Here is a 21,612-nt window from a genome sequence, read left to right as displayed (position 1 = left end):
CCGAATAACCGACAAGAATGTTCAGGTATGGCGCCCATCATCAAGATGTCCGACATCGCCCGTATGGCCGGCGTGTCGGTTTCCACCGTTTCGCGGGCGCTGGCCGGCAGTTCCCTGGTGCCGGAGGCAAAAAGGGAAGAGATCCTGGCCCTGGCGCGTGACCATGGCTATGTCATCAATGAACAGGCCCGGAATCTCCGGCTAAAGAAGACACGCACCATCGGGGTTGTGATCCCGCTGGGGCATGAGGTGGGGCAGCTCATCTCCGACCCGTTCTTTATTGAGCTATTCGGGCGGCTGGCCGACGAGATCACGGCGCGGGATTACAATGTCCTGCTGACCAAGGTCGCCAAGCCGGAGCCGGGATGGCTGGACAGGCTGATCCAGTCGCGCAAGGCCGATGGCCTGATCGTGATCGGCCAGTCGGACCAGCATGAGGCGTTGAACGCCGTGGCGCGCGATTATCTGCCCCTGGTGGTCTGGGGCGCGCATCTGCCCAGCCAGCTTTACTGTTCCGTGGGATCGGACAATATCGGGGGCGCCCGCGTTGCCGTCGAACATCTGATCCGGCTGGGGCGGCGGCGCATCGCCTTCCTGGGCGTGCCCAACCTGCCGGAAGTGGGGTTGCGCTTCGAGGGCTATCGGCGGGCGCTGTCCGCCGCCGGCATCGCCGAGGATGCGGCCCTGACCGCGCCCGCGCATTTCACCGTCGACACCGCCTATGACACGGTGCGCGGCCTGATCGAGGCGGGGACAATGTTCGATGCGATCTTCGCCGTGTCCGACGTCATCGCCATCGCCGCCATCAAGGCCCTGACGGCCGCCGGTCTGCGCGTGCCCGACGATGTGGCGGTGGTGGGGTTCGACGACATCAATATCGCCGCCTATGTCAATCCGCCGCTGACCAGTGTGCGCCAGGATCTGGCGCGCGGGGCCAGGGTGATGATCGACCTGCTGTTCCGCCGGATGGAGGAGGAGGACACGCCGTCCGCGACCATGCCGGCCGAACTGGTCATCCGCAAATCCTGCGGGGCGTGATATCGGCCGATGGCCTGGGGGTTTCCCTCACCCTCCCAAACGCTGACGCGTTCGGGCCCCTCCCTCTCCCGCCAAGCGGGCGAGGGGCGAGTACAGGTGGATTTCCAGGTTCCACCCCTCGCCCACGAAGTGGGAGAGGGAGGGGCCCAAGCCCGTCAGGGCTTGGGAGGGTGAGGGCGGGCGATCAGGACATGATTGCCCTCACCGGAACAGCCAGACGATGACCGCCGTCAGGGCCAGCAGGGCGGCACCCTGCACGCGGTAGTTCTGCCAGAGCGGCTGGCCGCGCAGCGACCGGGTTTCCGCGTCGAAATCGGCGCGGGTCCACATCAGGGTTTCGGTCTTGGCACGGTCCGGCGGAGCGGTCATCAGGCTGGCGATGATCACGGCGGCCAGCGACAGGGCGAACAGCAGGGTAGCCGCCAGCAGGAAATGCAGATGGATGCTGCCCGCGACCTGCACCCCGTGGAACAGATAGCCGCCGGCCAGCAGCCCGACAATGACGCCGGCCCGCGCACCGGCCACATTGGCCCGGCGCCAGAAGATGCCGGCCAGGAACAGGGCCACCACCGGTGGCACCGCATAGGCCAGGACCGCCTGCAGATACTGCCACAGCGTGTCGGTCATGGTCTCCACCACCGGCACCCAGGCCACCGACAGGACCATGAAGCACAAGGTGGTGATGCGCCCGATCCGGACCAGGGAGGTCTGGGAGACGTCCGGATTGAACCGGCGCACAAAGTCCATGGTGACCAGGGTGGAGGCGGAATTGAAGGTACTGGCGATCGACGACATGATGGCCGCCAGGAAACCCGCCACCACGATGCCGATGATACCCACGGGCAGCAGGTCGAAGATCAAGGTGGGATAGACCAGATCCGGGCGTTCCAGATTGGGATACATCAGGATGGCGGCAGAGCCCGGCAGCACCATCAGGAACAGCACCGGCAGCTTCAGCAGGCCCGCGAACAGGCTGCCCCAGCGGCCATGGTTCAGATCCTTGGCCGACAGAACACGCTGCACCATGAACTGGTTGGTACACCAGAAATACAGCCCGATCAGCGGCACGCCTGAAATCAGGCCCGTCCAGGGCAGCGTCTCATCGCTGGCGGGGCGGATCAGGCTCATCTTCTGCGCGTCCACACCGGCCATCACGGCGTCCCAGCCGCCGGCCTTGTCAAAGGCGAAGACAGCCACGAACACCGACGCGCCGCACAGGATCACCGCCTGCACCACTTCCGTCACCAGCACGGCCTTCAACCCGCCTGCCGCCGTATAGGCACCGGCGGCCAGGGCCAGCAGGCCCGCAATCTGCCACAGCGGCACATCGGGGAAGATCAGCTTGAACATCAACGCCCCGCCGAACAGGGTGCCGGCCGTGTCCACCACGATGTTCAGGAAGATGGTCAGGCCGGAGAAATAGAGCCGGATGGACCCGTCAAAGCGGCGTTCCAGGAATTCCGGCATTGTATAGACCTGGGATCGCAGGATCACTGGCAGCAGGAACAGGCAGAAGAAGACCAGCACGACACTGGCCATCCATTCATAATTATAGACGGCGATGCCCGACGCGTAAGCCGCCCCCGCCAGACCGATCAGGGTGGTAGAGGAGATGTTGGAGGCCAGCAGGGCCAGGCCGATGGTCGGCCAGGTGGAACTGCGCGCGGCCAGGAAATAATCCGTGGCCGTGGTCGACTGGCGCGAAGCGTACAGGCCCAGCGCAACGATGGCGATCAGATAAAGCGCGATAATGACGGCATCCAGCCCCGAAAGCTGGCCTAACCCTTGCGGCATGACACCTGTCCTCCCCGGATGGACTTATGGGGCGGTGGTTCCCGCCCAATTGTTGGAAGGGATCATACGCTGGCTTTTTGGCTTTTGCAAACGATTGCAGAGTGGATATACGAAGGAAAATCCACCTGGTCGCGCCTATTGGGACCACGCGATATGCAACCCGACGGTGCGGGGGCGGGGCGGGGTGGTCTGGGGGCCGGCGGACAGGGTGAAGGGGTTGCCGAACGCGAACTGGTTCGCCCGTGTGTCCAGCATGTTCTCCATGGACAGTCCGACCGTCCAGCCGCCCGCCAGATCGAACCCCACCCGGCCGTTCAGCAACGTAACCGGTCCCTGGCGGATGGCATCGGTGAAGGTCAGGCGTGTGCGGCCGGTGCGGGAAAGGTCCAGGGCCGCGACCATGGCGATATCGTCGGCGATGCTTCCGCGCCAGGAGAGGGCCAGGGCGCCGGACAGGCGCGCCGCCCCCGGCAGCCCGCCTTCCGGGCTGGCCGCGAAGCCGGGCGCGACCTGCGTCAACTCCGGGTCGTTCAGCGTCATGGTCGCTTCCAGCCGCCATCCCCCCAGATGCAGCCGTGATCCGATCTCCAGCCCGGTATTGGTGCCGTCGCCGGCATTGGTGGTGTAGATCAGGCCCGTGGCGCGAAGCTGGTCGGTCTGGATATTGCGCCAGCGCGCGTGGAACAGGGCGGCATCGACAAACAGCCGATCCTCCCAGAAGGCCAGCTTGGCCCCCAGTTCGTAATTCCACAATTCGTCCGTGCGGAACCGGGCGGTCCGGTAATCATCGCCGCTGCCCGTCGCCCCTTCCTCGATATTAAGGCCGCCGGGGCGATAGCCTTCGGCCATCTGGGCGTAGAGGCTGGCCCCCTCCCAGGCTTTCCAGGTCAGGGCCAGTTTCGGCGTATAATCGGTTTCCCGCGCATAGCCCTCGGCGTCGGCCGCGACCGGTGCGACAGCGGTGGCGGTCACCTCCTGCTTCACGTGGAACAGTCGGCCTCCGGCGGTCAGGGTCCAGTCCGGCAGGAAGCGCCATGCGACCTCCCCGAACAGGGCGGCCTCCTTCACGGAATCCGTCCGGTCCCGCCGCCATAGGGGAACCTGGGGGGCGGTCACGGCCGACAGGGTCCGGTCGCCCTGCGCCTGCTGCCGGGACAGGTACAGCCCGGCGATCCAGTCCAGAACGGGTGGTTCCCCCCCTTCGATGCTGCTCAGCCGGGTTTCGTGGGTCCAAAGCCTGGACAATTGTCGTTCCTGGAACCGCGCGGGCTGGACCGGCCCCCCTGCCAGACCGGGGACGGCGCGGCTGGCATCGTATACGGTGCCGATCTCATGCCGGACAAAGGCGGTGGTGCTGTGCAGGCTGGCAAAGGGCAAGCTGCCGGTCAGGGTGGCGTGCGCCTCGTCGAAATCATTGTCATGCGGCTCGGCCAACTGTTCGGCACGGGTACAGCAGCCGCGCCGGCCCTGGAGATAATGGCTGTCATCGGTATCGATCAACTGATAGGTGCCGCCCAGTTCCAGCCGCCAATCGTCTGCCGGCACAAACGCCAGCAGAGCCCGCCCGCCCTGCATGTCGGTCCGGTCTATGTTGCGCCGGCCGGCGTCGGTGTCGATCACGCCCCCTTCGCGGTCGGCATAAAGCGACAGCCGCAGGCCCAGCCGGTCGGTCAGCAGGGGCTGGTTCAACACCGCCTCCACCCCGCCACCGGGGGCGCCGCCACGCGTCAGGCTGCCGGACACACGGGCCTGGACGGTGCGTTCCGACAGGTCGGGCGCGGCCGGCACGATGCGCAGAATGCCGCCGATGGACCCGCCGCCATAGAGCGTGCCCTGCGGTCCGCGCAGCACCTCCACCCGGTCCAGATCGATCAGGCGCAGATGCGGGTCGGGCGCGTTGTAATTGACCTTGGCATTGTCGAGATACAGCCCCACCGTGGCCTGTGTCTGGCCCGTGAAGGCGCTGTCCGACAGGCCCCGGATCGACAGCTTGTTACGCCCCGGCCCCAGATGTGTGCTGCTGACCGCGCCCAGCAGGGGGACGGTGGCATCCATGCTGACCGCCCCGAAACGCGACAAGTCGGTGCCGGTCAGAACCCCGACCGACACCGGAAGATCGGCGGGATAGGCCCCCCGCTTGGTGGCGGTAACGATGATCGGGTCGATCATCTCCGCCCCGGCCCGGTCATTGACGGGGTGCGGGCGCGGGACGGCCAAAGCCTCCAACCGATAGGCGCCGGGACCGACCCGTTGGAAGCCCAGGCCCGTGCCCGCCAGCAGATTGGACAAGGCCTGTTCGGGCGACAAGGTGCCGGCCGTCCCGGGGCTGTGGCGCCCGGCCAGGGGCAGGTCGCCACCGATGCTGATCCCCGCCAGCCGCGACAGTTCGGACAAGGCCCCGGGCAAGGGACCGGCGGGAATGGCGATCACCGTCTCCGCCGCCAGTACGGGCGGGGCTGAAAGCAGCAGGGCCAGGGCGCAAGCCGGGAAGAACCGCAAGGTGGGGACCGTCAGGGATGCTTCGACAGCACGAAGCTATCACCCTGGCGCGCCACGGCAATGGGAAGCAGCGCCTGCAACGCGGCCAGGACATGGGCCTGGTCGCCGTCCAGGCGCAGAACACCGGAAAAATGCAGCGAAGCCGCCGCACCCTCGGCCCGCATGGGCGCGGGATAATGGTGCGACAGTTCGGCCAGCACCTGCGGCAGGGGCGCATTGTCGAACGACAACCGCCCGTCGATCCAGGCGGTGGCCGCCTGGGCATCCACGGACGTGACCGGGCCGGGGGGCTGGCCCTGTCGCGCGCTGATTTGCTGACCGGGGGTCAGGCGCACCTTGCCGCCCCCATCCTTGCCACCGACATCGACCAGCCCGCGTGTGACCGTCACGGTTACCGCCTGGTCCAGATGGCGCACATTGAAGGCCGTGCCGACCACCGTCACCAGCCGTTCCCCGGCCGCCACGGTGAAGGGCCGCGCCGGGTCCTTGGCCACGTCGAACAGCGCCTCCCCCCGTTCCAGCACAACCGCGCGCCGGTCATCGGCCAACGCCACGGTCAGGCGGGTGCCGCTGTTCAAGGTGACGCTGGACCCATCGGCCAGTTGCACGGTGCGGCGCTGACCTTTTGGTGTCTCGAAAATCTCCGGGGCCGGCGCCATCGCATAGCGGCCGGTGAGGGTGACGGCCAGGGCGGCGGCCGCTGCGGCGGCCCCGCCCAGGAACCAGCGGCGGGAAAGATTGGCGGGTGCGGCGGCCGGTTTGCGCCGGCTGGCCAGATCGATGACCGCGCCCGGTACAGCCGGCGCCGGCATCCGGTCGATCTGCCGCCATGTCCGTTCCACCATGTCATAGGCGTCGCGGTGGCGCGGATCGGCCTCCAGCCATTCGGTGAAGGCCAGCCACACCGCCTGATCGGCATCGCCCTGCAACCGGGCGTGCCAGTCCGCCGCCTGTTCCAGGCGGGGATCAAGGGGCGTATCGGGCGGGCGGTTCACCATGGGGTTTTGCTTCTGGTTCGGGCTTTGTCCTGTTGACGTCGCGGGACGGCGGTGACCACACCCCTTCCCATGAAATATTTTTCATTCAAGACGTCGGCCCAGCCGTTTCAACAGGTTCTTCATTGCCGCCGCCATGTGCTTTTCCACGGCGCTGCGTGAAATGCCCAGGCTGGCGGCCACTTCCGCATGCGGGCGGCCCTGCAGCTTGTGCATTTCGAAGACCCGCTTGCCCTGCGGCGGCAGGGCGTCGATGGCGTCGCGCAGCAGGCGCAGTTCCTGGCGGCCCGCCACCACATCCTCTGCCGTGGGGGCCTCGGCGATCGGTTCCTCCCCCTCGACCAGGGCGTTGGCGGACAGCCATTCCCCATCGCGGGCGGCGGCGCGGCTGCCGCTGCGCTGCCGGTCGAAGGCCAGATTCAGGGCCATGCGGTTCAGGAAGGCCGGCGCATTCTCCACCGCCCCGCCGCTGTCGGGCAGCGTGGCCAGCCGTTCATACATTTCCTGCACGATGTCTTCCGCCTCTGCCGCGTTGCCCGTGCGCGCCGTCAGAAGCCGCAGCAGAAAGGCGCGGTGTTCCAGATAGGCGGCAACCAGGGGCGGGGGCGGAGCGATGGCGGGACCCGGCGGCAACGGAAAGACCTGTCCGATATAGTCCGGGGCCGCCCCGCGATCAATGCGGGAGGTCATGCCGGACACAGGCGGAAAAATTTTTCGCTTCGCACCTGCGGTCCGCTGCAGGCGGCGCCGTCATCGCATTGAAGGCCGTTTGATCCGGCCGATCCAACCGGCGGAGTGACGCCTGTGATTGAAATGCTGATGCGCGACGAGGATGGGGTTCGGGGCCGGTTGCGGTTCGATGCCGAACGGCTGGGCGGGCTGACACGCTGCCGCCCGGCCGTGGTGGCCATCACCCACCATTTCGCCCCCGAACGGCGGCGGGTGGAGGCGATGATCCGCGACACCTATGCCCGCACCTATGGCGGCGATATCGCCATCACCCACCCGATGCTGATGAGCCTGCGGGATGCCGATGACCGCATCCTGGCGGGTGTCGGCTTCCGCCCGGCCGGTACCGCGCCCCTGTTCCTGGAAACCTATCTGGACCAGCCGATCGAAACGCTGATCCCCGGCACGCATGGCCGTGCCGGCATTGTGGAGATCGGCAATCTGGCCGCGGCGGAGGCCGGCGCCTCCTACCTGCTGTTCATAGCGCTGGCCGCCTATCTCCACGGTCGCGGCTTTGAAAAGGCCGTGGTCACCGCCACCCGCCCCCTGCGGCGCCTGTTCCGCCATATCGGGTTCGATGCGGTGGAACTGGGCCGGGCCACGGCCGACCGGGTAGGGCCGGCGGCGGCGGCCTGGGGCAGCTATTACGCCAACGACCCGCGCGTCATCTGCGGCAATGTCGCCTTCGGCGCCGATTGCCTGGACCGGTTCCTGGCCGGCGATGCGCGCGAGGTGTTGCCCGCCCACCCCACCTTTTCCCGCCTGCATCCCGCCGTTATGGCGGCAGAGGTGACAGCATGAGCCGCGTTCTTTGCGCCATCCGCATGCAGGACCCGGCGCGGCCGGCCCTGAACGACCTGACCTATGGCGCCCTGGCCGGCGCCGTTGACCGGCTGGCCGCCGATCTTTGCGAATGGATCGGCACCGACCCAAGGCCCGTCGCGGTGGAGGCGGCCAATTCCGCCGCCTGGGCCGTGCTGGATCTGGCGCTGTTGTCGCTGCACCTGACCAGCCTGCCGCTACCCGGTTTCTTCACACAGGATCAACGCCGCCACGCCCTGGCCGATGCCGGTGCCGGCTGGTTGATCACCGACCGGGCGGAAACGGGCGGGGAGGAGCTGCGCGTGGGCGGGGAACAATTGTATCTTGTCCGCCTGGACCACGGGGCCGTTGCCCTGCCCGCCGGCACGGCCAAAATCACCTATACGTCCGGCACCACCGGCACGCCGAAGGGCGTGTGCCTGTCGGCGGACGGTCTGGAACAGGTGGCGCATTCGCTGGTGCAGGTGATCGGCGCCGATTATGCCGGCCGCCATGTCGCCATCCTGCCATTGCCGGTCCTGCTGGAAAATGTCGCCGGGCTTTATTGCACCCTGCTGGCTGGTGGCCATTATCTGGCCGAGGCGCCGTCCGATCTGGGCCTGGACCAGCCGTTCCAGCCGGATTTCGGCCGGTTGCTGGCGGTATTGGCCCTGCGACGCGCCAACAGCGTCATCCTGGTGCCGGAACTGCTGCGCGGTCTGATGGCGGCGCTGGTCCAGGCGGGCCGGACCCTGCCCGATCTGCGGCTGGTGGCGGTGGGTGGCGCGCGGGTGGCGCCGGCCCTGCTGGCCCAGGCCGCGATGCTGGGTCTTCCCGTCTATCAGGGTTATGGCCTGTCGGAATGCGGATCGGTGGTGGCGCTGAACACGCCCGCCGCCAACCGGGTGGGCAGCGTGGGCCGTGTCCTGCCGCACCTGACCCTGGGGGTGGATGACAAAACCGGGGAAGTCAGCCTCAACAACCATGCGTTCCTGGGCTATGTCGGCGGCGGCCCCGCCCCGGCGCGCATCGCCACCGCCGATCTGGGCAGCGTGGATGGCGACGGGTTCCTGTCGATCCAGGGCCGATCACGCAATGTCATCATCAACGCCTTCGGCCGCAACATCGCGCCCGAATGGGTAGAAGCCGAACTGACCGCCCAGCCGGAAGTGCTGCAGGCCGTACTGTTCGGTGACGGGCAGGCCGACCTGACCGCCCTGGTGGTGCCCAGCCGTTTCGGACAGAACCCGGCGTCGCTGTCGCTGGCCATTGCCCGGGCCAATGGCGCCCTTCCCCCCTATGCCCGTATCGCCCGCTGGCATGCGGTTCCCGCCTTCACGCCGATGAACGGCCAACTGACCCCCAATGGGCGGCCCCGCCGCGATGCCATCGCCGCCGCCCATGCCCCCCTTTTATCCCGCCAAGAGGATGAGCAACCCATGCCCCAGAGTTTTTTTGACCGGCTGGTGACGGAGACCGAGCCGTCGCGCCTGGCCCTGTTGTCGGTTCCGCAGATCCAGGACGGACTGACCGGCCGCATCAGCCTGGACACCTATATCGCCTATCTGACCGAGGCGTATCACCATGTGAAGCACACGGTGCCCCTGATGCGCACTGCCCTCGCGCATCTGCGGCCCGATCAGGAATGGCTGGTTCCTGCCCTTGATGAATATATCGAGGAAGAGGAAGGCCATGAGGAATGGATCCTGAACGATATCCGCCATGCCGGCGGTGATGCCGAGGGGGCGCGTCACGGCACCCCGCGCCCGGCGACGCAGGCCATGGTGGATGAGGCCTACCGCTTCATCCGGGAGGAAAACGCCGCCGGCTTCTTCGGCATGGTCTATGTGCTGGAAGGCACCAGCACGGCCATCGCCACCCATGGGGCCGACGCGGTGCGCAAATCGCTGAACCTGCCGAAAAGCTGCTTCAGCTATCTGACCAGCCACGGGTCGCTGGATATTCAGCATATGGAGTTCTTTCGCGACCTGATGAACCGCGTGACCGACGGCCGCGATCAGCAGGCCATCATCACCATGGCGAACAGCGTCTTCCGCCTGTTCGCCGACCTGTTCCGCGCCATCCCCCATGCAACGCCGTCGGAGGTGCGCCATGTCGCCTGAAGAAAGTCTGGAAGGACGCAGCGTCCTGGTCGTCGGCGGGGCCGGCGGCATCGGTGCGCCGCTGGTCAGCATCCTGCGCAGCCGGGGAGCACAGGTGACCACGCTGGGGCGTGGCGACCTGCCGGGCCGGCATATCCGCGCCGACCTGTCGACCCAGGCCGGCATCAACATGGCCGCCGAACAGGCCCGGCTGCTGGCGCCGCAGATGCTGTTCAACGTGGCGGGTCGCCAGTATTTCGGCCCGGTGGAGGGCCAGCGACCGGCCGATCTGGCCGCCGACTACATGGTCAATCTGGTGGCCCCGGTCGCGCTGGCGCAGGCGGTTCTGCCCATGATGAAGCAGCGCGGGCGCGGGCATATCGTCAATGTCGGGTCCGTGTTCGGGTCGATCAACTTCGCCCATTTCGCGGGATATTCCAGCGCCAAGGCGGGGTTGAAAGGCTTCACCCAGGCCCTGCGGCGCGAGGTGCGGGGCACGGGCGTCACCGTCTGCCATGTCGCGCCGCGCGGGGTGAATACCGGCTTCAACGGTCCCATGGTGCAGCGTCTGGCTGACCTGACGGGCATGAAGCTGGATGACCCCATCCATGTGGCCAACCGCATCCTGCGTGCCGCCATGACGGGCAGCGCGGATACCGTCATCGGCTGGCCCGAAGCCTTCTTCACGCGGCTGAACGCCCTGTTCCCCGGTCTGGTCGACCGGGCGCTGGCCGGCAACAACACCAGGGCCGCGAGCCTGTTCACCACCAGCACGGCCAGCAGTGCCGCCATCCATACCCATATTCAGGAGGAAACCCATGCGCGTTGACAAGAAGCTGTTGCTCGGTGCCCTTTCGCTGCTGCTGGCCGGCAGCGCCCTGGCATCGGCCGACCCGGCGATGGATGCCAGGATCGGTGAATTGCAGGCCGGCTGGGCCCATGTGAAGTACGAGATCAAGGGCACCGACGCGCAACTGCCCGCCATGGAAGCGCTGGCGACGGAGGCCAAGTCCGTCACCGCCGCCTATCCCGGCAAGGCCGAACCCCTGATCTGGGAAGCCATCATCCTGTCGTCGGAAGCCGGCATCAAGGGCGGCATAGGGGCGCTGTCGCTGGTGAAGGAAGCCAAGGCCAAGCTGGAAACGGCAGAGAAGATCGACCCCACGGCCCTGGACGGGTCGGTTAATACCTCCCTGGGCAGCCTGTATTATCAGGTGCCCGGCTGGCCCGTCGGCTTTGGCAGCGACAAGCAGGCCAAGGTCTATCTGGAAAAGGCCCTGGCGCTGAACCCCGATGGCATCGATCCCAACTATTTCTACGGCGATTTCCTGTTCCGGCAGGGCGATTATGCCAAGGCGCGCGACGTGCTGAACCACGCCCTGGCCGCCACACCGCGTCCGGGCCGCGAAGTGGCCGATGCGGGCCGGCGGGAGGAAATCAACAGCGTGCTGGCCCAGCTTGAAACAAAGCTGGCAAAGCGGTGAGCGGCGGACCTTCTCCCGGCCGGTCTTCCGCCGGTCGGGAGAAGATTGTGCAGGCGGCCTTGCGATTGACGCCGCCCCTATTCTATAATGGCCTTTCAAGGTCAATTGCGCGGCTCTTCGAACCGACATGTCCATCGCACGCCACATCGCGGCATTGCTGATCGGCTTCCTCATCAGTTGGGGCGGCATCGGGGGGCATGGTGCGCATATGGCCATGGCGGGGCAGCCGGGAACCGCTTCCCTGTCGGGCATGCTGTCCGATGGTGCCGATACCGGCATGCATGCCGACCATCATCATGATGATCATGGTGCCGCGCATGACGGGCACGGTAACAAGGCAGGGGCCAAGTCGTTGGCCCCCAATTGCTGCTTGTTTGCCTGTGGTCTGCTGACGGTCCTGCCCGGGCCCGGCTTTGAATTCAGCGATGCCGGCTGGCAGGCCCTGCGCCTGCTTGTGCCCACCGATGACATGATGGCCGGCCGCTCCGTTTCGCCCCTGCGGCGGCCCCCCAAACAGATCGTCTGAGGCCGGCCCGCGCCCTGTCGCGGGGCCGGCTTTGCGCGTCCGCATGATTTGGGACGCGCCAACACGGTATTGCCCATCCCCGCCCTGAAACCTTGTGCACCAGATCGGCGCCGTTCGGCCGCCGATACCCTGGTCGCCATCGTCATCGCCTGCGGGGGTGTGGACGATCACCATTCCCAGATTCCGGGCCGACCCGCGACCACGCCGTCGCGCCCGCCGGGCGACAGCCCGATCCACAGGATAAAGATCATGAATGCCACGATCCGCAACGTCTTCGCCGCCGCCCTTGTCGCCGGTTTCAGTCTCACCCTTTCCCAAGGGGCAGCCTGGGCACAGGCGGCCCATGACCATCACGGCCATAGCCACGACACTCCCGCCGCGACGGGAAAGCCGGGCAAGGCCTCCGCTGCCACGCGTACCGTCCAGATCGAACTGGGCGATAATTTCTTCAGTCAGGAAAATCTGACCGTGAAGGCCGGGGAGACCGTCCGCTTCGTCATCGTGAACAAGGGAGAGTTCCTGCACGAGTTCAATATCGGCACCGCCGCCAGCCACGCCGAGCATCAGAAGATGATGGCGATGATGGTCGATCACGGCATGCTGACCCCCACGGGTCTCAACAAGGACATGGCCAACATGGATCATTCCGCGATGGGGATGGGCCATATGGATCATGATGACGCCAACAGCGTCCTGGTGGAGCCGGGCAAGACGGGCGAACTGGTCTGGACCTTCGGCCAGGATATGTCTTTGGAATTCGCCTGCAACGTTCCCGGCCATTACGAGGCCGGCATGGTCGGCAAGATCAGCGTCACCAAGTGACGGGGGCGGAGATGAAAAACAATCAGGCAGGCGGCCTTTCCCGCCGCGATGCCCTGCGCCTGGCCGCTACGGCCGGGCTGGCGGGTGTCGTCACGGTCTTTCCCGGCCGCCGCGGCTTTGCCGCCGCCGGCCAGACGCTGGAACTGTCGGTGGAAAGGACGCGCATCACGGTCGATGGCGTCACCACCCGTGCCACCACCATCGGCGGTACCGTGCCGGCACCCACCTTGCGCTGGCGCGAGGGGGAGGAGGTGGTGATCCATGTCACCAACCGCCTTGACGAGCCGACATCCATCCATTGGCACGGGTTGCTGCTGCAAGGTGTCATGGACGGGTCCCCCGGCTTCAACGGCTTCGAACCGATCCGGCCGGGCCAGACCTATACCTACCGTTTCCAACTGCGGCAGGCGGGGACCTACTGGTACCACAGCCATTCCGCCGCCCAGGAACAGGAGGGCATGTATGGCGCCATCATCATCGACCCGGCGGGCCGGGAACCGGTGCGTGCCGATCGGGATTATGTGGTCTTCCTGTCCGACCACACAGCGGAGCGGCCCCAGGATGTGTTGCGGAATCTGAAGGTCAGCGAAGGTTATTACAACAAGGGCAAGCGGACCCTGTCCGACTTTTTCAAGGACGCAGAACGCGACGGTTTGGGGGCGACCGTCCGCGACCGGCTGGATTGGGGCGACATGCGCATGGATGCCACGGATCTGGCGGATGTCACGGGGTACCAGTTCCTGGTCAACGGCAAGGGGCCGAAGGACAACTGGACCGCCCTGTACAAGCCGGGGGAACGGGTGCGGTTGCGCATCATCAACGGTTCCGCCATGTCGATCTTCGACGTGCGCATCCCCGGACTGGCCATGACGGTGGTCGCCGCCGACGGGCAGAATGTCATGCCCGTGAAGGTGGATGAATTCCGCTTTGGCGTGGGGGAGACCTATGACGTCATCGTCATGCCGGAAGGCGAAAAGCCTTTCACCTTCCTGGCCGAGCCGGTCGATCGCAGCTTCTATGCCCGCGCCACCCTGGCCGTGGCGGAGGGCATGGAGGGTGAAATCCCCCCCTTGCGTCCGCGCACCATCCTGACCATGGCGGATATGGGCATGGCCCATGCCGGCATGGATCACGCGGCGATGGGTCATGGTGCCGGCGGTGGCATGGATCATGCGGCGATGGGTCATGGCACGATGGCCGGCATGGACCATGGTGCCATGGATCACGGTGCCATGAACCATGGAACCGCCGACAGCCAGGGCCGGCCGCTGGGCTGGGCCGACGCGTCCACGCCACCGGGGATGAAGGCACTGTCCTACGACGACCTGAAATCCCTGACCAAGGCCAAGGACCTGCGCCCCCCGACGCAGGAGATCGAGGTGCAACTGACCGGCATGATGTCGCGGTACATCTGGACCCTGAACGGGCAGAAGTTTGACCAGGGCGAACCTATCCGGGTCAATCACGGCGACCGGGTGCGTATCACCTTCCAGAACACGACCATGATGGCGCATCCGATGCACCTGCACGGCATGTTCATGGAACTGGAAAATGGCCAGACCGACCGCATGCCCCGCAAGCATGTGGTGCTGGTGCCGCCCGGCCAGTCACGGTCGGTGCAACTGACGGCCGACGAACCGGGTGAATGGCCGTTTCATTGTCACCTGCTCTACCACATGGCTTCCGGCATGATGACGCGGTTCATCGTGACGCCGCGAACCGCCAGTCTTTGAGGGGGCGACCGATGAAAGCGACATGCAAGCGGGCGGCTGTGCTGGCCGCCATCCTGCTGCTGGGTGGCCCCGGCGCTGGGGCACAGGAACATGATCACGGCCCGTCCCACGACCATCTTCCCCTGATCGGCACCTTCAAGGTCGATCAGTTGGAAAACCGCTGGCAGGACGGGCGCAACAGCCTGAAATGGGAGGCGCAGGGCTGGTACGGCGGCGACACGGAGAGGGTATGGTTCAACAGCGAGGGTGAAAAGCCGGCCGGTGAAGGGGTGGAGGAAGCGGAGTTCCAGCTTCTCTACAGCCGCCTATGGTCGGAATTCTGGGATGTGCAGGCCGGTATCCGTCACGATATCCGCCCGCAACCCCGGACCACCTATGGCGTGGTCGGCGTGAAGGGCGTGGCCCCCTATTTCTTCGAGGTGACCGCCCAGGCGTTCGTCAGTGAAGAGGGGGGCCTGTCGGCCCGGCTGAAGGTGGAATATGACCTGCTGATCACCCAGAAGCTGATCCTGCAACCCAGTCTGGAAACCAACGCCGCGGTCCAGAGGGTGCGGGAACTGGGGGTGGGGAGCGGCCTTAACGATGTCGCGCTGGGCCTGCGCCTGCGCTACGAGATCGTGAAGGAATTCGCGCCCTATGTCGGCATCAACTGGGAGCGCAAGCTGGGCGGTACCGCCAGCCTGGCCCGCACCCATGGCGAGGACCCCGACGTCCTGTCCGTGCTGACCGGCATCCGGTTCTGGTTCTGATCCGGGCGGGCCGGCCCCGGTGACGACGGGGGCCGGCCCGTCAGGGCATCAGGATGGAGCGATCGATGGCGGCAATGTCGCGGCAACCGGTCAGCGCCATGGCCAGTTCCAGTTCTGCCCGCAGGATGCGCAGGACATGGGCCACGCCGGGGGCGCCGGCTGCCGCCAGGGCATAGATATAGGGGCGTCCGATCAGGACGGCCCTGGCCCCCAGCGCCAGGGCGCGCACCACGTCCGCCCCCCGGCGGATGCCCCCATCCATCAGGACGGGAATGACCCCGCCGACCGCGTCCGCGATGGGGGGCAGCAGGTCGATGCCGGCGGGCACCCCGTCCAGTGTGCGTCCGCCATGATTGGAAACAATCAGCCCGTCCATCCCGGCCGCCACGCACCGGCCCGCGTCGGCGGGGTCGGTGATGCCCTTCAGGATGATGGGCAGGCGGGTCAGGCCGCGCAGCCATTCCAGGTCCGCCCAGGTGGGGGCCAGATCCAGCAAGGGCGTGCCGAACAGCAGCGATCCGCGCGGGGATGGCGGTGGCGGGCGCATGCCGGCCAGATTGACGGGCCCGATACCCGGCGGCAGGGCGAACCCCGCCCGCTGTTCCCGGTTGCGGGCGCCATTGACGGGCGCATCCACCGTTACCACCAGCGCCTTGTATCCTGCTGCTTCCGCCCGGCGCACCAGATCGGCCGTGAAGTCGCGGTCGGGCTGTATGTAAAGCTGGAACCATAGCGGCGCCTGGGCATGGGCGGCGATATCCTCCAGCCGCACGCTGGCCTGGGTGCTGACCACCATGGCCGTATCCATCGCACCCGCCGCCACGACCGTGGCCAGTTCGCCATCCGGGTTCAGCAGCTTCTGGAAGGCGACGGGCGCCAGCAGGATGGGGGCCGCCAATCTTGTCCCAAAGAGGCTGATCGCTGTGCCGCCGCCGCCCAGGTCACGCAGCACGCGTGGCCGAAGGGGGTAACGGGTGAAGGCGGCCACATTCTCCCGCAGGGTCCATTCATCGCCGGCCCCGCCCGCGAAATAAGCCCAGCAGGCGGGCGACATCCTGTCCCGCGCCACCGGTTCGTAATCCGTGAGGCAGGCGATATCAGGCGGTATGACCGCCAGCGGGGGCAGGGGGGTAACCATCAATACCGGGTTTAACCGGCGCCCCGTCCTTTATCAAGGTGTCGTCATGTCGCTCCCCAAAGGGGCTGGGTCAGGCCAGCGCGGACGCGATCGCGTCCTGCTGTTCGGTGGTCATGCCTGCCAGTTGCGGCCCCGTGAAGGAACGAAGCTGCACTTCCGTCATGGAATGGAACTGGTAGGGGGTGATGGCGGCGATCTGACCGGCGCTAAGGACGCCGATCTGCTCGACCTTCATGCCCGTGAGCTGTACCGCGCTCAACTGCCCGACCTGGGTCGGGGTGAGGTTGGCGAACTGCGTGGTGCTGAGCGCGCCGATCTGGGTGGCCGACAATTGCGCGAACTGCGTGCTGGTCAGCGACTGGAGCTGCGACCCCGCCAGATTGGCGATCTGGGTCGTCGACATGCCGCTCACCTGGGACGGCGACAGGGCCGCGACCTGCTGGCTGCTGAGCGCCCGCAACTGCACCCGCAGCAGGGCTGAAAGCTGGGTGCCGGTCATGCCCGCAATGGCCGTGGTCGTCAGATCCTGGATCTGGGTGGTGGTCAGGGACTGTATCTGCGCGGTGCCCAGACCGTTCACCTGTTGTGCCGAAAGGGCGTTCATATGTCCGGTGCCCAGCCCCGACAGCGCCGTGGCCGGCGCGCCGGCCAGCGCCTCGGGCGTGATCACCTGCAATTGCGAGGGCAGCAGGGCGCTTAACTGGGTCGCGTTCAGGTGGCTCATGAACCCGGCATCCAGGCCCGCCAACTGGGTGGTCGACAGGCTGGCGAACTGCGTCGCCGACAAGGCCGCCTCCTGCGTGGCGCTCAGGCCGTTGAGGCGGCTGGGGCTCAGGGCGCTCAGTTGGGTGGTTGTCAGGGCCGCGATCTGGGTGGTTGTCATGGCCGCGAACTGGGTCGTGGACAGGGCCGACAGTTGCGTGCCGTTCAGGCCATTGACCTGGAGGCTCGACAGCCCCCCGATGAAGCCGGCCGACAGGCCCTGGATCTGGGTGGTGGAAATCGCGCCCAGCATGCCCGCCGTCAGATAGCCGGCCTGCGTGGCGGTCAGGCCCGCAAGCTGCGTGCTGGTCAATCCGGCGATGTCGGTGGTGGTCAGCGCCTGAAGCTGTGCCGCCGACAGGGTGCCGATCTGGCTGGCGCTCAGTGACGCGACGCTGCCGCTGACGATGGCTTCGAACTTGGATGCGTCCAGCGATCCCATCTGGGTGGGGGTCAGCGCCGCGATCTGGGCCGTGGTCAACGCCCGGATCTGCTGGTCGCTGAACATGTTCAGCAGACCGGAAGAAAGGCCGGCGACGACGCTCGGCTGAATGGCTGCGATCTGGCTGCTTGTCAGGTTGCCGATATGCTCGTTGCTGAACGCGTTCAGGTGCGCCGCCGTCAGGCCCGTCATCTGTGTGGTGGTCAGATAGTCGACATGGTTGGCATGCAGGGCCGCGAGCTGCGATGGCCCGATGGCGCGCAACTGTGCTGCGGACAATGACTGGAACTGTGACTGCGTCATCATGGCCAGTTGCCCGGACCGCAGGCCGGCAGCGCCGGTGGTGCTGATCGCGGCGATCTGCGCCGGGGTCAGGGCTTCGGCATGATAATCGGACAGAACGCCGATCTGTGCCGCCGACAGGGCCGCGATCTGGGCCGTGGAGACGATATTGAGCTGTTCCAGCCGCAGCATGGGGATGCTGACCGGGTCGATGGCGGCGAACTGGGCCGGGGTCAGCGCCTGTATCTGGGCATTGGTCAGGGCCGCGACATGCTCGGGGCGCAACGCCGCCATCTGGGCGGTGCTGAAGCTGGACAATTGCGCCACCGTCAGGTGGGCCACCTGATCGTCGGTCAGGGCGCTGACCTGGCTTTCCGACAGACCGGACAGGGACGTGGTCGGGATGGTCGCGATCTGCGCGCCGGACAGGGCGTTAAGCTGCTGCGGGCTCAGCACCTGCACCTGGGCCTTGGTCAGGCCGGCGATCTGGGTGGGGGTGAAGCTGGCCAGACGATCCGGCGTCAGCAGGTTCAACTGATCGGCCGTCAGGCTTCCGATCTGCCCGGCCGTCATGCCGGTCAGCAACTCGTCCGGCAGATGGGAGATCTGGTCGGTCGTCAGTCCGGCGATGATGGCGGGCGACAGTTCGGTGAACTGCCGGACGCTGAGTTGATTGAGGCTGCCGCTGGGAAGGGCGGCCACCTGTTCCGGTTTCAGACCCCGGAGCTGGGCCACGGACAGGCTGCCGAACTGATCCCCGCCAAGCATGGCGACGCGGCTGAGGCTGAGACCGCCGACCTGGGTGGCGGTCAGCCCCGAAAGCTGATCCGGCGTGATTTCCTTGAAACGCTCGTCGCTCAGCGAATTCAACTGGTCCGACGTAAGGCCGCCGATCTGGGCCGGGGAGAGGCTGGCGAACTGTTCCCCGGACATTTCGGCGAAGAACAGGGTGCCGGCCCCCGTGAGCTGGGTCGGGGTCAGGACGGCAAGCTGCTCCGGCGTCAACGCCCGCACCTGCTGTTCCTCCAGGCTGTTCAACTGTGCCACGGTCAGGGTCTTCACCTGGGCGGGCGACAGGGTGGCGATCTGTTGGGCCGTCAACTGGGTGATCCGCTCACTGGACAGGCTGCCGACCTGCGTGCCGGACAGCGCCGCCAGTTGTTCGACGGACAAGGCGGCCAGTTGCTCGCCATTCAGGGCGTTCAACTGCGTGGCCGACAGGGCGGCCAGTTGGTTGCCGGTCAGTTGCGAGATCTGGTTGCCGGTCAGCAGGGATATCTGATCGGTCGACAGGCCTTTCACCTGGGTGGGTGCAAGCTGGGCAATCTGTTCCGGGCTGAGGGCGGAAATTTCTTCCGCCTGCAGGACGCCGATCTGGGTGGCGGTCAGGCCCTTGATCTGGCTGGCCGACAGGCTGGCGATCTGTTCGCCCGTCAAGGCATTGATCTGGGTGACCGACAGGGCGCCGATATTACCCGGCGTCAGGCCCGCCACCTGCGCCACCGACAGCATGCCGATCTGATCGTCCGACAGGCCCTTCACCTGCGTGGCACTCATAATAGCGACCTGATCGGCCGTCAGGGAGGCCAACTGATCCGGCGTCAGGGCGGCCAGTGCCGTTGCCGACAAGCTCCGGATCTGGTCGTTGGTCAGTTGCGAGATATGTTCGGGCGCTAGGCCTGAAATCTGCCCGTCATTGAGGGACGCCATCTGCTGGGAAGTCAGGCCGACCAACTGATCCCCCGTCAGCCAGGACAGTTGCGCGTTGGTCAGCCCCCCCAGCGCCGTGGGCGACAGGCCGGCCAACTGTGTACGGCTCAGGGCTGCGATCTGCGTTTGATTGAGGGTGGAGGTCTGTGTGGCCGTGATGCCCTTCATCTGGGCCGCCGACAGGTTCTCGAACAGGCCCGTGCCCATGGAGGACAATTGTTCGGGCGTGATCGCGCCGACCTGGGCCGCGGTGAGATTGCGCAACTGTGTTGCGGTCAGGCTTTCAAGCTGTTCGGGGCGCAATGCGCCGATCTGTCCGGCCCCCAGGGTCGCCAACTGTGCCACCGTCAGCGCCTCCAGTTGCGTGGCGGCAAGGTCGTTGAGCCGCTCGGCCGACAGGCCCTTGACCTGCGCCGGGCTGAACGCGGCGACCTGCTTCGCGGACAGGGCGGCGACCTGCTCGTTGAGCAGGCTGTTGACCTGCGTGGCGGACAGGGCGCGCAGTTGTTCCGGGCTGAGCGTGGCGATCAACGACGTGTCCAGGCCGGAGATCTGGTCGGGGGTCAAGGCGCCCACCTGCCCGGCGGTCAGGGCCGTCATCTGTGTCACGGTCAGGCCGGCCAGATGGCCATCGGGCAGCGCCTTGATCTGCGTGGCGGTCAGGGCGGTCAGTTGCGCCTTGCCCAGGCCGGCGAACTGCTCATCCGACAATTGCGCCATCTGGGTGACGGTGAAGGCCCGGATCTGGTTGGCGGTCAGACCGTTGAGCTGTGTCGTGGTCAGCGCGGCCAGTTTCTCATCCGTTAGGGTGGCGACCTTGCCCGCCGACAGGTTGGCGAGCTGCGCCGGGGTCAGCGCCGCGATCTGATCCCCGTTCAGGCCGGCGAACTGCTCATTGCTCAGCGCTGAGATCTGGGTGGCGTTGAAACCCTTCACCTGGTCCGGCGTCAGGCTCGACAATTTGCTGGTGGAGAACCACTTTACCTGCGTTGCCGTGAAGCCGGAAAGCTGGGCGGGCGACAGCGACGCCAACTGGCCGTCCGTCATGCCGGCGACCTGTGCCTGGGTCATGCCCTTGATCTGGGTGACGGAAAAGTCGCCCACCTGCTCACCCGACAGCCGGTTGAACTGGTCCGAGGTCAGGGAGGCGATCTGCGACGTCGTCAATCCCTTTAACTGGGTGGACAGCATGTCACCGATGATCGAGGGGTTGATCCCCTTGATCTGCGCCGGTGTCAGGCTGCCGATCTGCGACGCGCTGAGGCCGGACCATTGTGCCGACGGCAGGGCGTTCAATTGGGTGGTGGTCAGGCTCTTGACCTGTGTCGGGCTCAGGGCGGCGATCTGTGCCGTGGAGAACTTGGCCAGGAATTCATTGCTGACCGATTTGATCTGCGTGACCGTCAGGCTCTTCAGCTTGCTGGGGGCAATGGCGGCCACCTGATCCGCGCTGAGGCTGTTGAGCTGCGAGGGGGAGAGGGCGGCCAATTGCGCGGCCGTCATGCCGCCGATCTGGCTGTCGCTGAACCATGTCATCTGGTTGTTGGAAAGGGCCTTCAACTGCGGTGCCGTGAAGGCGGCGACCTGTTCCGTCGACAGGGCTGCAATTTTTTCCGAGGTCAGAAGCGACACTTCCCGGGGCGTCATCCCGCGGATCTGGCTGAGCGACATGGCGGAGAAATCCTCCGCTTCCAGCGCGTTGAACTGGTTGTCGCTGAGGGCCGCCAATTGTGCGGCGGTGAAGCCGATCTGGGTAGACGACAGGGCGCCGATCTGTGTGGCGGTCAGGCCATGGATCTGCTTCACCGATATGGCACCGACCTGCGCCTTGGACAGTTCGCCGATCTGGTCCAGCGAGAAAGAGCGGATCTGTTCGGCTGTCAGCGAGGCCATCGTCCGCGGGGGGATTTCGCTGATGGAGCTGTAGGAACCGATCGCAACCATGTCTGGCTCTTTCATTCTTGGAATTTCCAACCAGGAACCTTTAAGCAAGAGCCGGGCCAAGT

The 21,612-nt window shown here is 66.3% G+C and carries 15 protein-coding genes; 9 read left to right on the top strand and 6 right to left on the bottom strand.

What is annotated here, in order from left to right; genetic code table 11:
• The first annotated feature begins 27 nt into the window (after window positions 1-27).
• Window positions 28-1,038 (top strand): LacI family DNA-binding transcriptional regulator, encoded by a 1,011-nt coding sequence (locus tag KBA48_RS14330; RefSeq protein ID WP_292907464.1) that lies wholly within the window; start codon window positions 28-30, stop codon window positions 1,036-1,038.
• 201 nt (window positions 1,039-1,239) lie between these two features.
• Here KBA48_RS14330 and KBA48_RS14325 read toward each other — a convergent pair whose 3' ends face one another.
• From KBA48_RS14325 to KBA48_RS14310, 4 genes are all read right to left on the bottom strand, one after another.
• A complete protein-coding gene (locus KBA48_RS14325) occupies window positions 1,240-2,832 on the bottom strand; it encodes a sodium:solute symporter (RefSeq protein WP_292907462.1) in 1,593 nt (530 codons plus the stop codon).
• A gap of 135 nt (window positions 2,833-2,967) precedes the next feature.
• Window positions 2,968-5,331: a TonB-dependent receptor gene (locus tag KBA48_RS14320; protein WP_292907461.1), complete on the bottom strand. Its 2,364-nt coding sequence runs from the start codon at window positions 5,329-5,331 to the stop codon at window positions 2,968-2,970.
• Between the two features lie 11 nt (window positions 5,332-5,342).
• Complete coding sequence (locus KBA48_RS14315) at window positions 5,343-6,329, bottom strand: FecR domain-containing protein (protein WP_292907459.1); 987 nt, start codon at window positions 6,327-6,329, stop codon at window positions 5,343-5,345.
• 81 nt (window positions 6,330-6,410) lie between these two features.
• The gene (locus KBA48_RS14310; RefSeq protein WP_292907457.1) at window positions 6,411-7,016 is read right to left on the bottom strand and encodes an RNA polymerase sigma factor; all 606 of its coding nucleotides are present in this window, start codon (window positions 7,014-7,016) and stop codon (window positions 6,411-6,413) included.
• Between the two features lie 123 nt (window positions 7,017-7,139).
• Here KBA48_RS14310 and KBA48_RS14305 point away from each other — a divergent pair, with 123 nt between their 5' ends.
• From KBA48_RS14305 to KBA48_RS14270, 8 genes are all read left to right on the top strand, one after another.
• Complete coding sequence (locus KBA48_RS14305) at window positions 7,140-7,856, top strand: thermostable hemolysin (RefSeq protein ID WP_292907510.1); 717 nt, start codon at window positions 7,140-7,142, stop codon at window positions 7,854-7,856.
• A complete protein-coding gene (locus KBA48_RS14300) occupies window positions 7,853-9,979 on the top strand; it encodes an AMP-binding protein (protein WP_292907455.1) in 2,127 nt (708 codons plus the stop codon). The genes KBA48_RS14305 and KBA48_RS14300 overlap by 4 nt, the downstream gene beginning before the upstream one ends.
• Entirely contained in the window at window positions 9,969-10,787 is an 819-nt protein-coding gene (locus KBA48_RS14295) for an SDR family NAD(P)-dependent oxidoreductase (protein ID WP_292907453.1), read from the top strand. The genes KBA48_RS14300 and KBA48_RS14295 overlap by 11 nt, the downstream gene beginning before the upstream one ends.
• On the top strand, window positions 10,777-11,442 hold the full coding sequence (locus KBA48_RS14290; protein WP_292907451.1) for a tetratricopeptide repeat protein: 666 nt from the start codon (window positions 10,777-10,779) through the stop codon (window positions 11,440-11,442). The genes KBA48_RS14295 and KBA48_RS14290 overlap by 11 nt, the downstream gene beginning before the upstream one ends.
• A gap of 127 nt (window positions 11,443-11,569) precedes the next feature.
• Entirely contained in the window at window positions 11,570-11,968 is a 399-nt protein-coding gene (locus KBA48_RS14285; RefSeq protein ID WP_292907449.1) for a hypothetical protein, read from the top strand.
• 249 nt (window positions 11,969-12,217) lie between these two features.
• The gene (locus KBA48_RS14280) at window positions 12,218-12,790 is read left to right on the top strand and encodes a cupredoxin family protein (RefSeq protein ID WP_292907447.1); all 573 of its coding nucleotides are present in this window, start codon (window positions 12,218-12,220) and stop codon (window positions 12,788-12,790) included.
• An 11-nt stretch (window positions 12,791-12,801) separates the two neighbouring features.
• On the top strand, window positions 12,802-14,523 hold the full coding sequence (locus tag KBA48_RS14275) for a copper resistance system multicopper oxidase (protein ID WP_292907445.1): 1,722 nt from the start codon (window positions 12,802-12,804) through the stop codon (window positions 14,521-14,523).
• An 11-nt stretch (window positions 14,524-14,534) separates the two neighbouring features.
• Window positions 14,535-15,272 carry a copper resistance protein B gene (locus tag KBA48_RS14270; RefSeq protein WP_292907443.1) on the top strand — a complete coding sequence of 246 codons (738 nt, stop codon included), beginning with the start codon at window positions 14,535-14,537 and terminating at the stop codon, window positions 15,270-15,272.
• Window positions 15,273-15,312: 40 nt separating this feature from the next.
• Here KBA48_RS14270 and KBA48_RS14265 read toward each other — a convergent pair whose 3' ends face one another.
• A complete protein-coding gene (locus KBA48_RS14265) occupies window positions 15,313-16,410 on the bottom strand; it encodes an alpha-hydroxy acid oxidase (RefSeq protein WP_292907441.1) in 1,098 nt (365 codons plus the stop codon).
• 70 nt (window positions 16,411-16,480) lie between these two features.
• Window positions 16,481-21,565, bottom strand: a complete 5,085-nt coding sequence (locus KBA48_RS14260) for a hypothetical protein (protein ID WP_292907439.1) — start codon at window positions 21,563-21,565, stop codon at window positions 16,481-16,483.
• Between the last annotated feature and the right edge of the window lie 47 nt (window positions 21,566-21,612).

Origin of the sequence: Niveispirillum sp., assembly GCF_017996735.1 — a bacterium.
Lineage (GTDB): Bacteria > Pseudomonadota > Alphaproteobacteria > Azospirillales > Azospirillaceae > Niveispirillum.
The sequence above is the reverse complement of the archived record's forward strand: the minus strand, read 5'-3'. Positions and strand labels throughout refer to the sequence as shown.

What these genes read in the sequence shown, in the direction of transcription:
- KBA48_RS14265 (WP_292907441.1), bottom strand. Translation starts at nt 16,410, where the DNA reads ATGGTTACCCCCCTGCCCCCGCTGGCGGTCATACCGCCTGATATCGCC.
- KBA48_RS14310 (WP_292907457.1), bottom strand. Translation starts at nt 7,016, where the DNA reads ATGACCTCCCGCATTGATCGCGGGGCGGCCCCGGACTATATCGGACAG.
- KBA48_RS14260 (WP_292907439.1), bottom strand. Translation starts at nt 21,565, where the DNA reads ATGAAAGAGCCAGACATGGTTGCGATCGGTTCCTACAGCTCCATCAGC.
- KBA48_RS14290 (WP_292907451.1), top strand. Translation starts at nt 10,777, where the DNA reads ATGCGCGTTGACAAGAAGCTGTTGCTCGGTGCCCTTTCGCTGCTGCTG.
- KBA48_RS14275 (WP_292907445.1), top strand. Translation starts at nt 12,802, where the DNA reads ATGAAAAACAATCAGGCAGGCGGCCTTTCCCGCCGCGATGCCCTGCGC.
- KBA48_RS14295 (WP_292907453.1), top strand. Translation starts at nt 9,969, where the DNA reads ATGTCGCCTGAAGAAAGTCTGGAAGGACGCAGCGTCCTGGTCGTCGGC.
- KBA48_RS14325 (WP_292907462.1), bottom strand. Translation starts at nt 2,832, where the DNA reads ATGCCGCAAGGGTTAGGCCAGCTTTCGGGGCTGGATGCCGTCATTATC.
- KBA48_RS14315 (WP_292907459.1), bottom strand. Translation starts at nt 6,329, where the DNA reads ATGGTGAACCGCCCGCCCGATACGCCCCTTGATCCCCGCCTGGAACAG.
- KBA48_RS14305 (WP_292907510.1), top strand. Translation starts at nt 7,140, where the DNA reads ATGCTGATGCGCGACGAGGATGGGGTTCGGGGCCGGTTGCGGTTCGAT.
- KBA48_RS14300 (WP_292907455.1), top strand. Translation starts at nt 7,853, where the DNA reads ATGAGCCGCGTTCTTTGCGCCATCCGCATGCAGGACCCGGCGCGGCCG.
- KBA48_RS14280 (WP_292907447.1), top strand. Translation starts at nt 12,218, where the DNA reads ATGAATGCCACGATCCGCAACGTCTTCGCCGCCGCCCTTGTCGCCGGT.
- KBA48_RS14330 (WP_292907464.1), top strand. Translation starts at nt 28, where the DNA reads ATGGCGCCCATCATCAAGATGTCCGACATCGCCCGTATGGCCGGCGTG.
- KBA48_RS14270 (WP_292907443.1), top strand. Translation starts at nt 14,535, where the DNA reads ATGAAAGCGACATGCAAGCGGGCGGCTGTGCTGGCCGCCATCCTGCTG.
- KBA48_RS14285 (WP_292907449.1), top strand. Translation starts at nt 11,570, where the DNA reads ATGTCCATCGCACGCCACATCGCGGCATTGCTGATCGGCTTCCTCATC.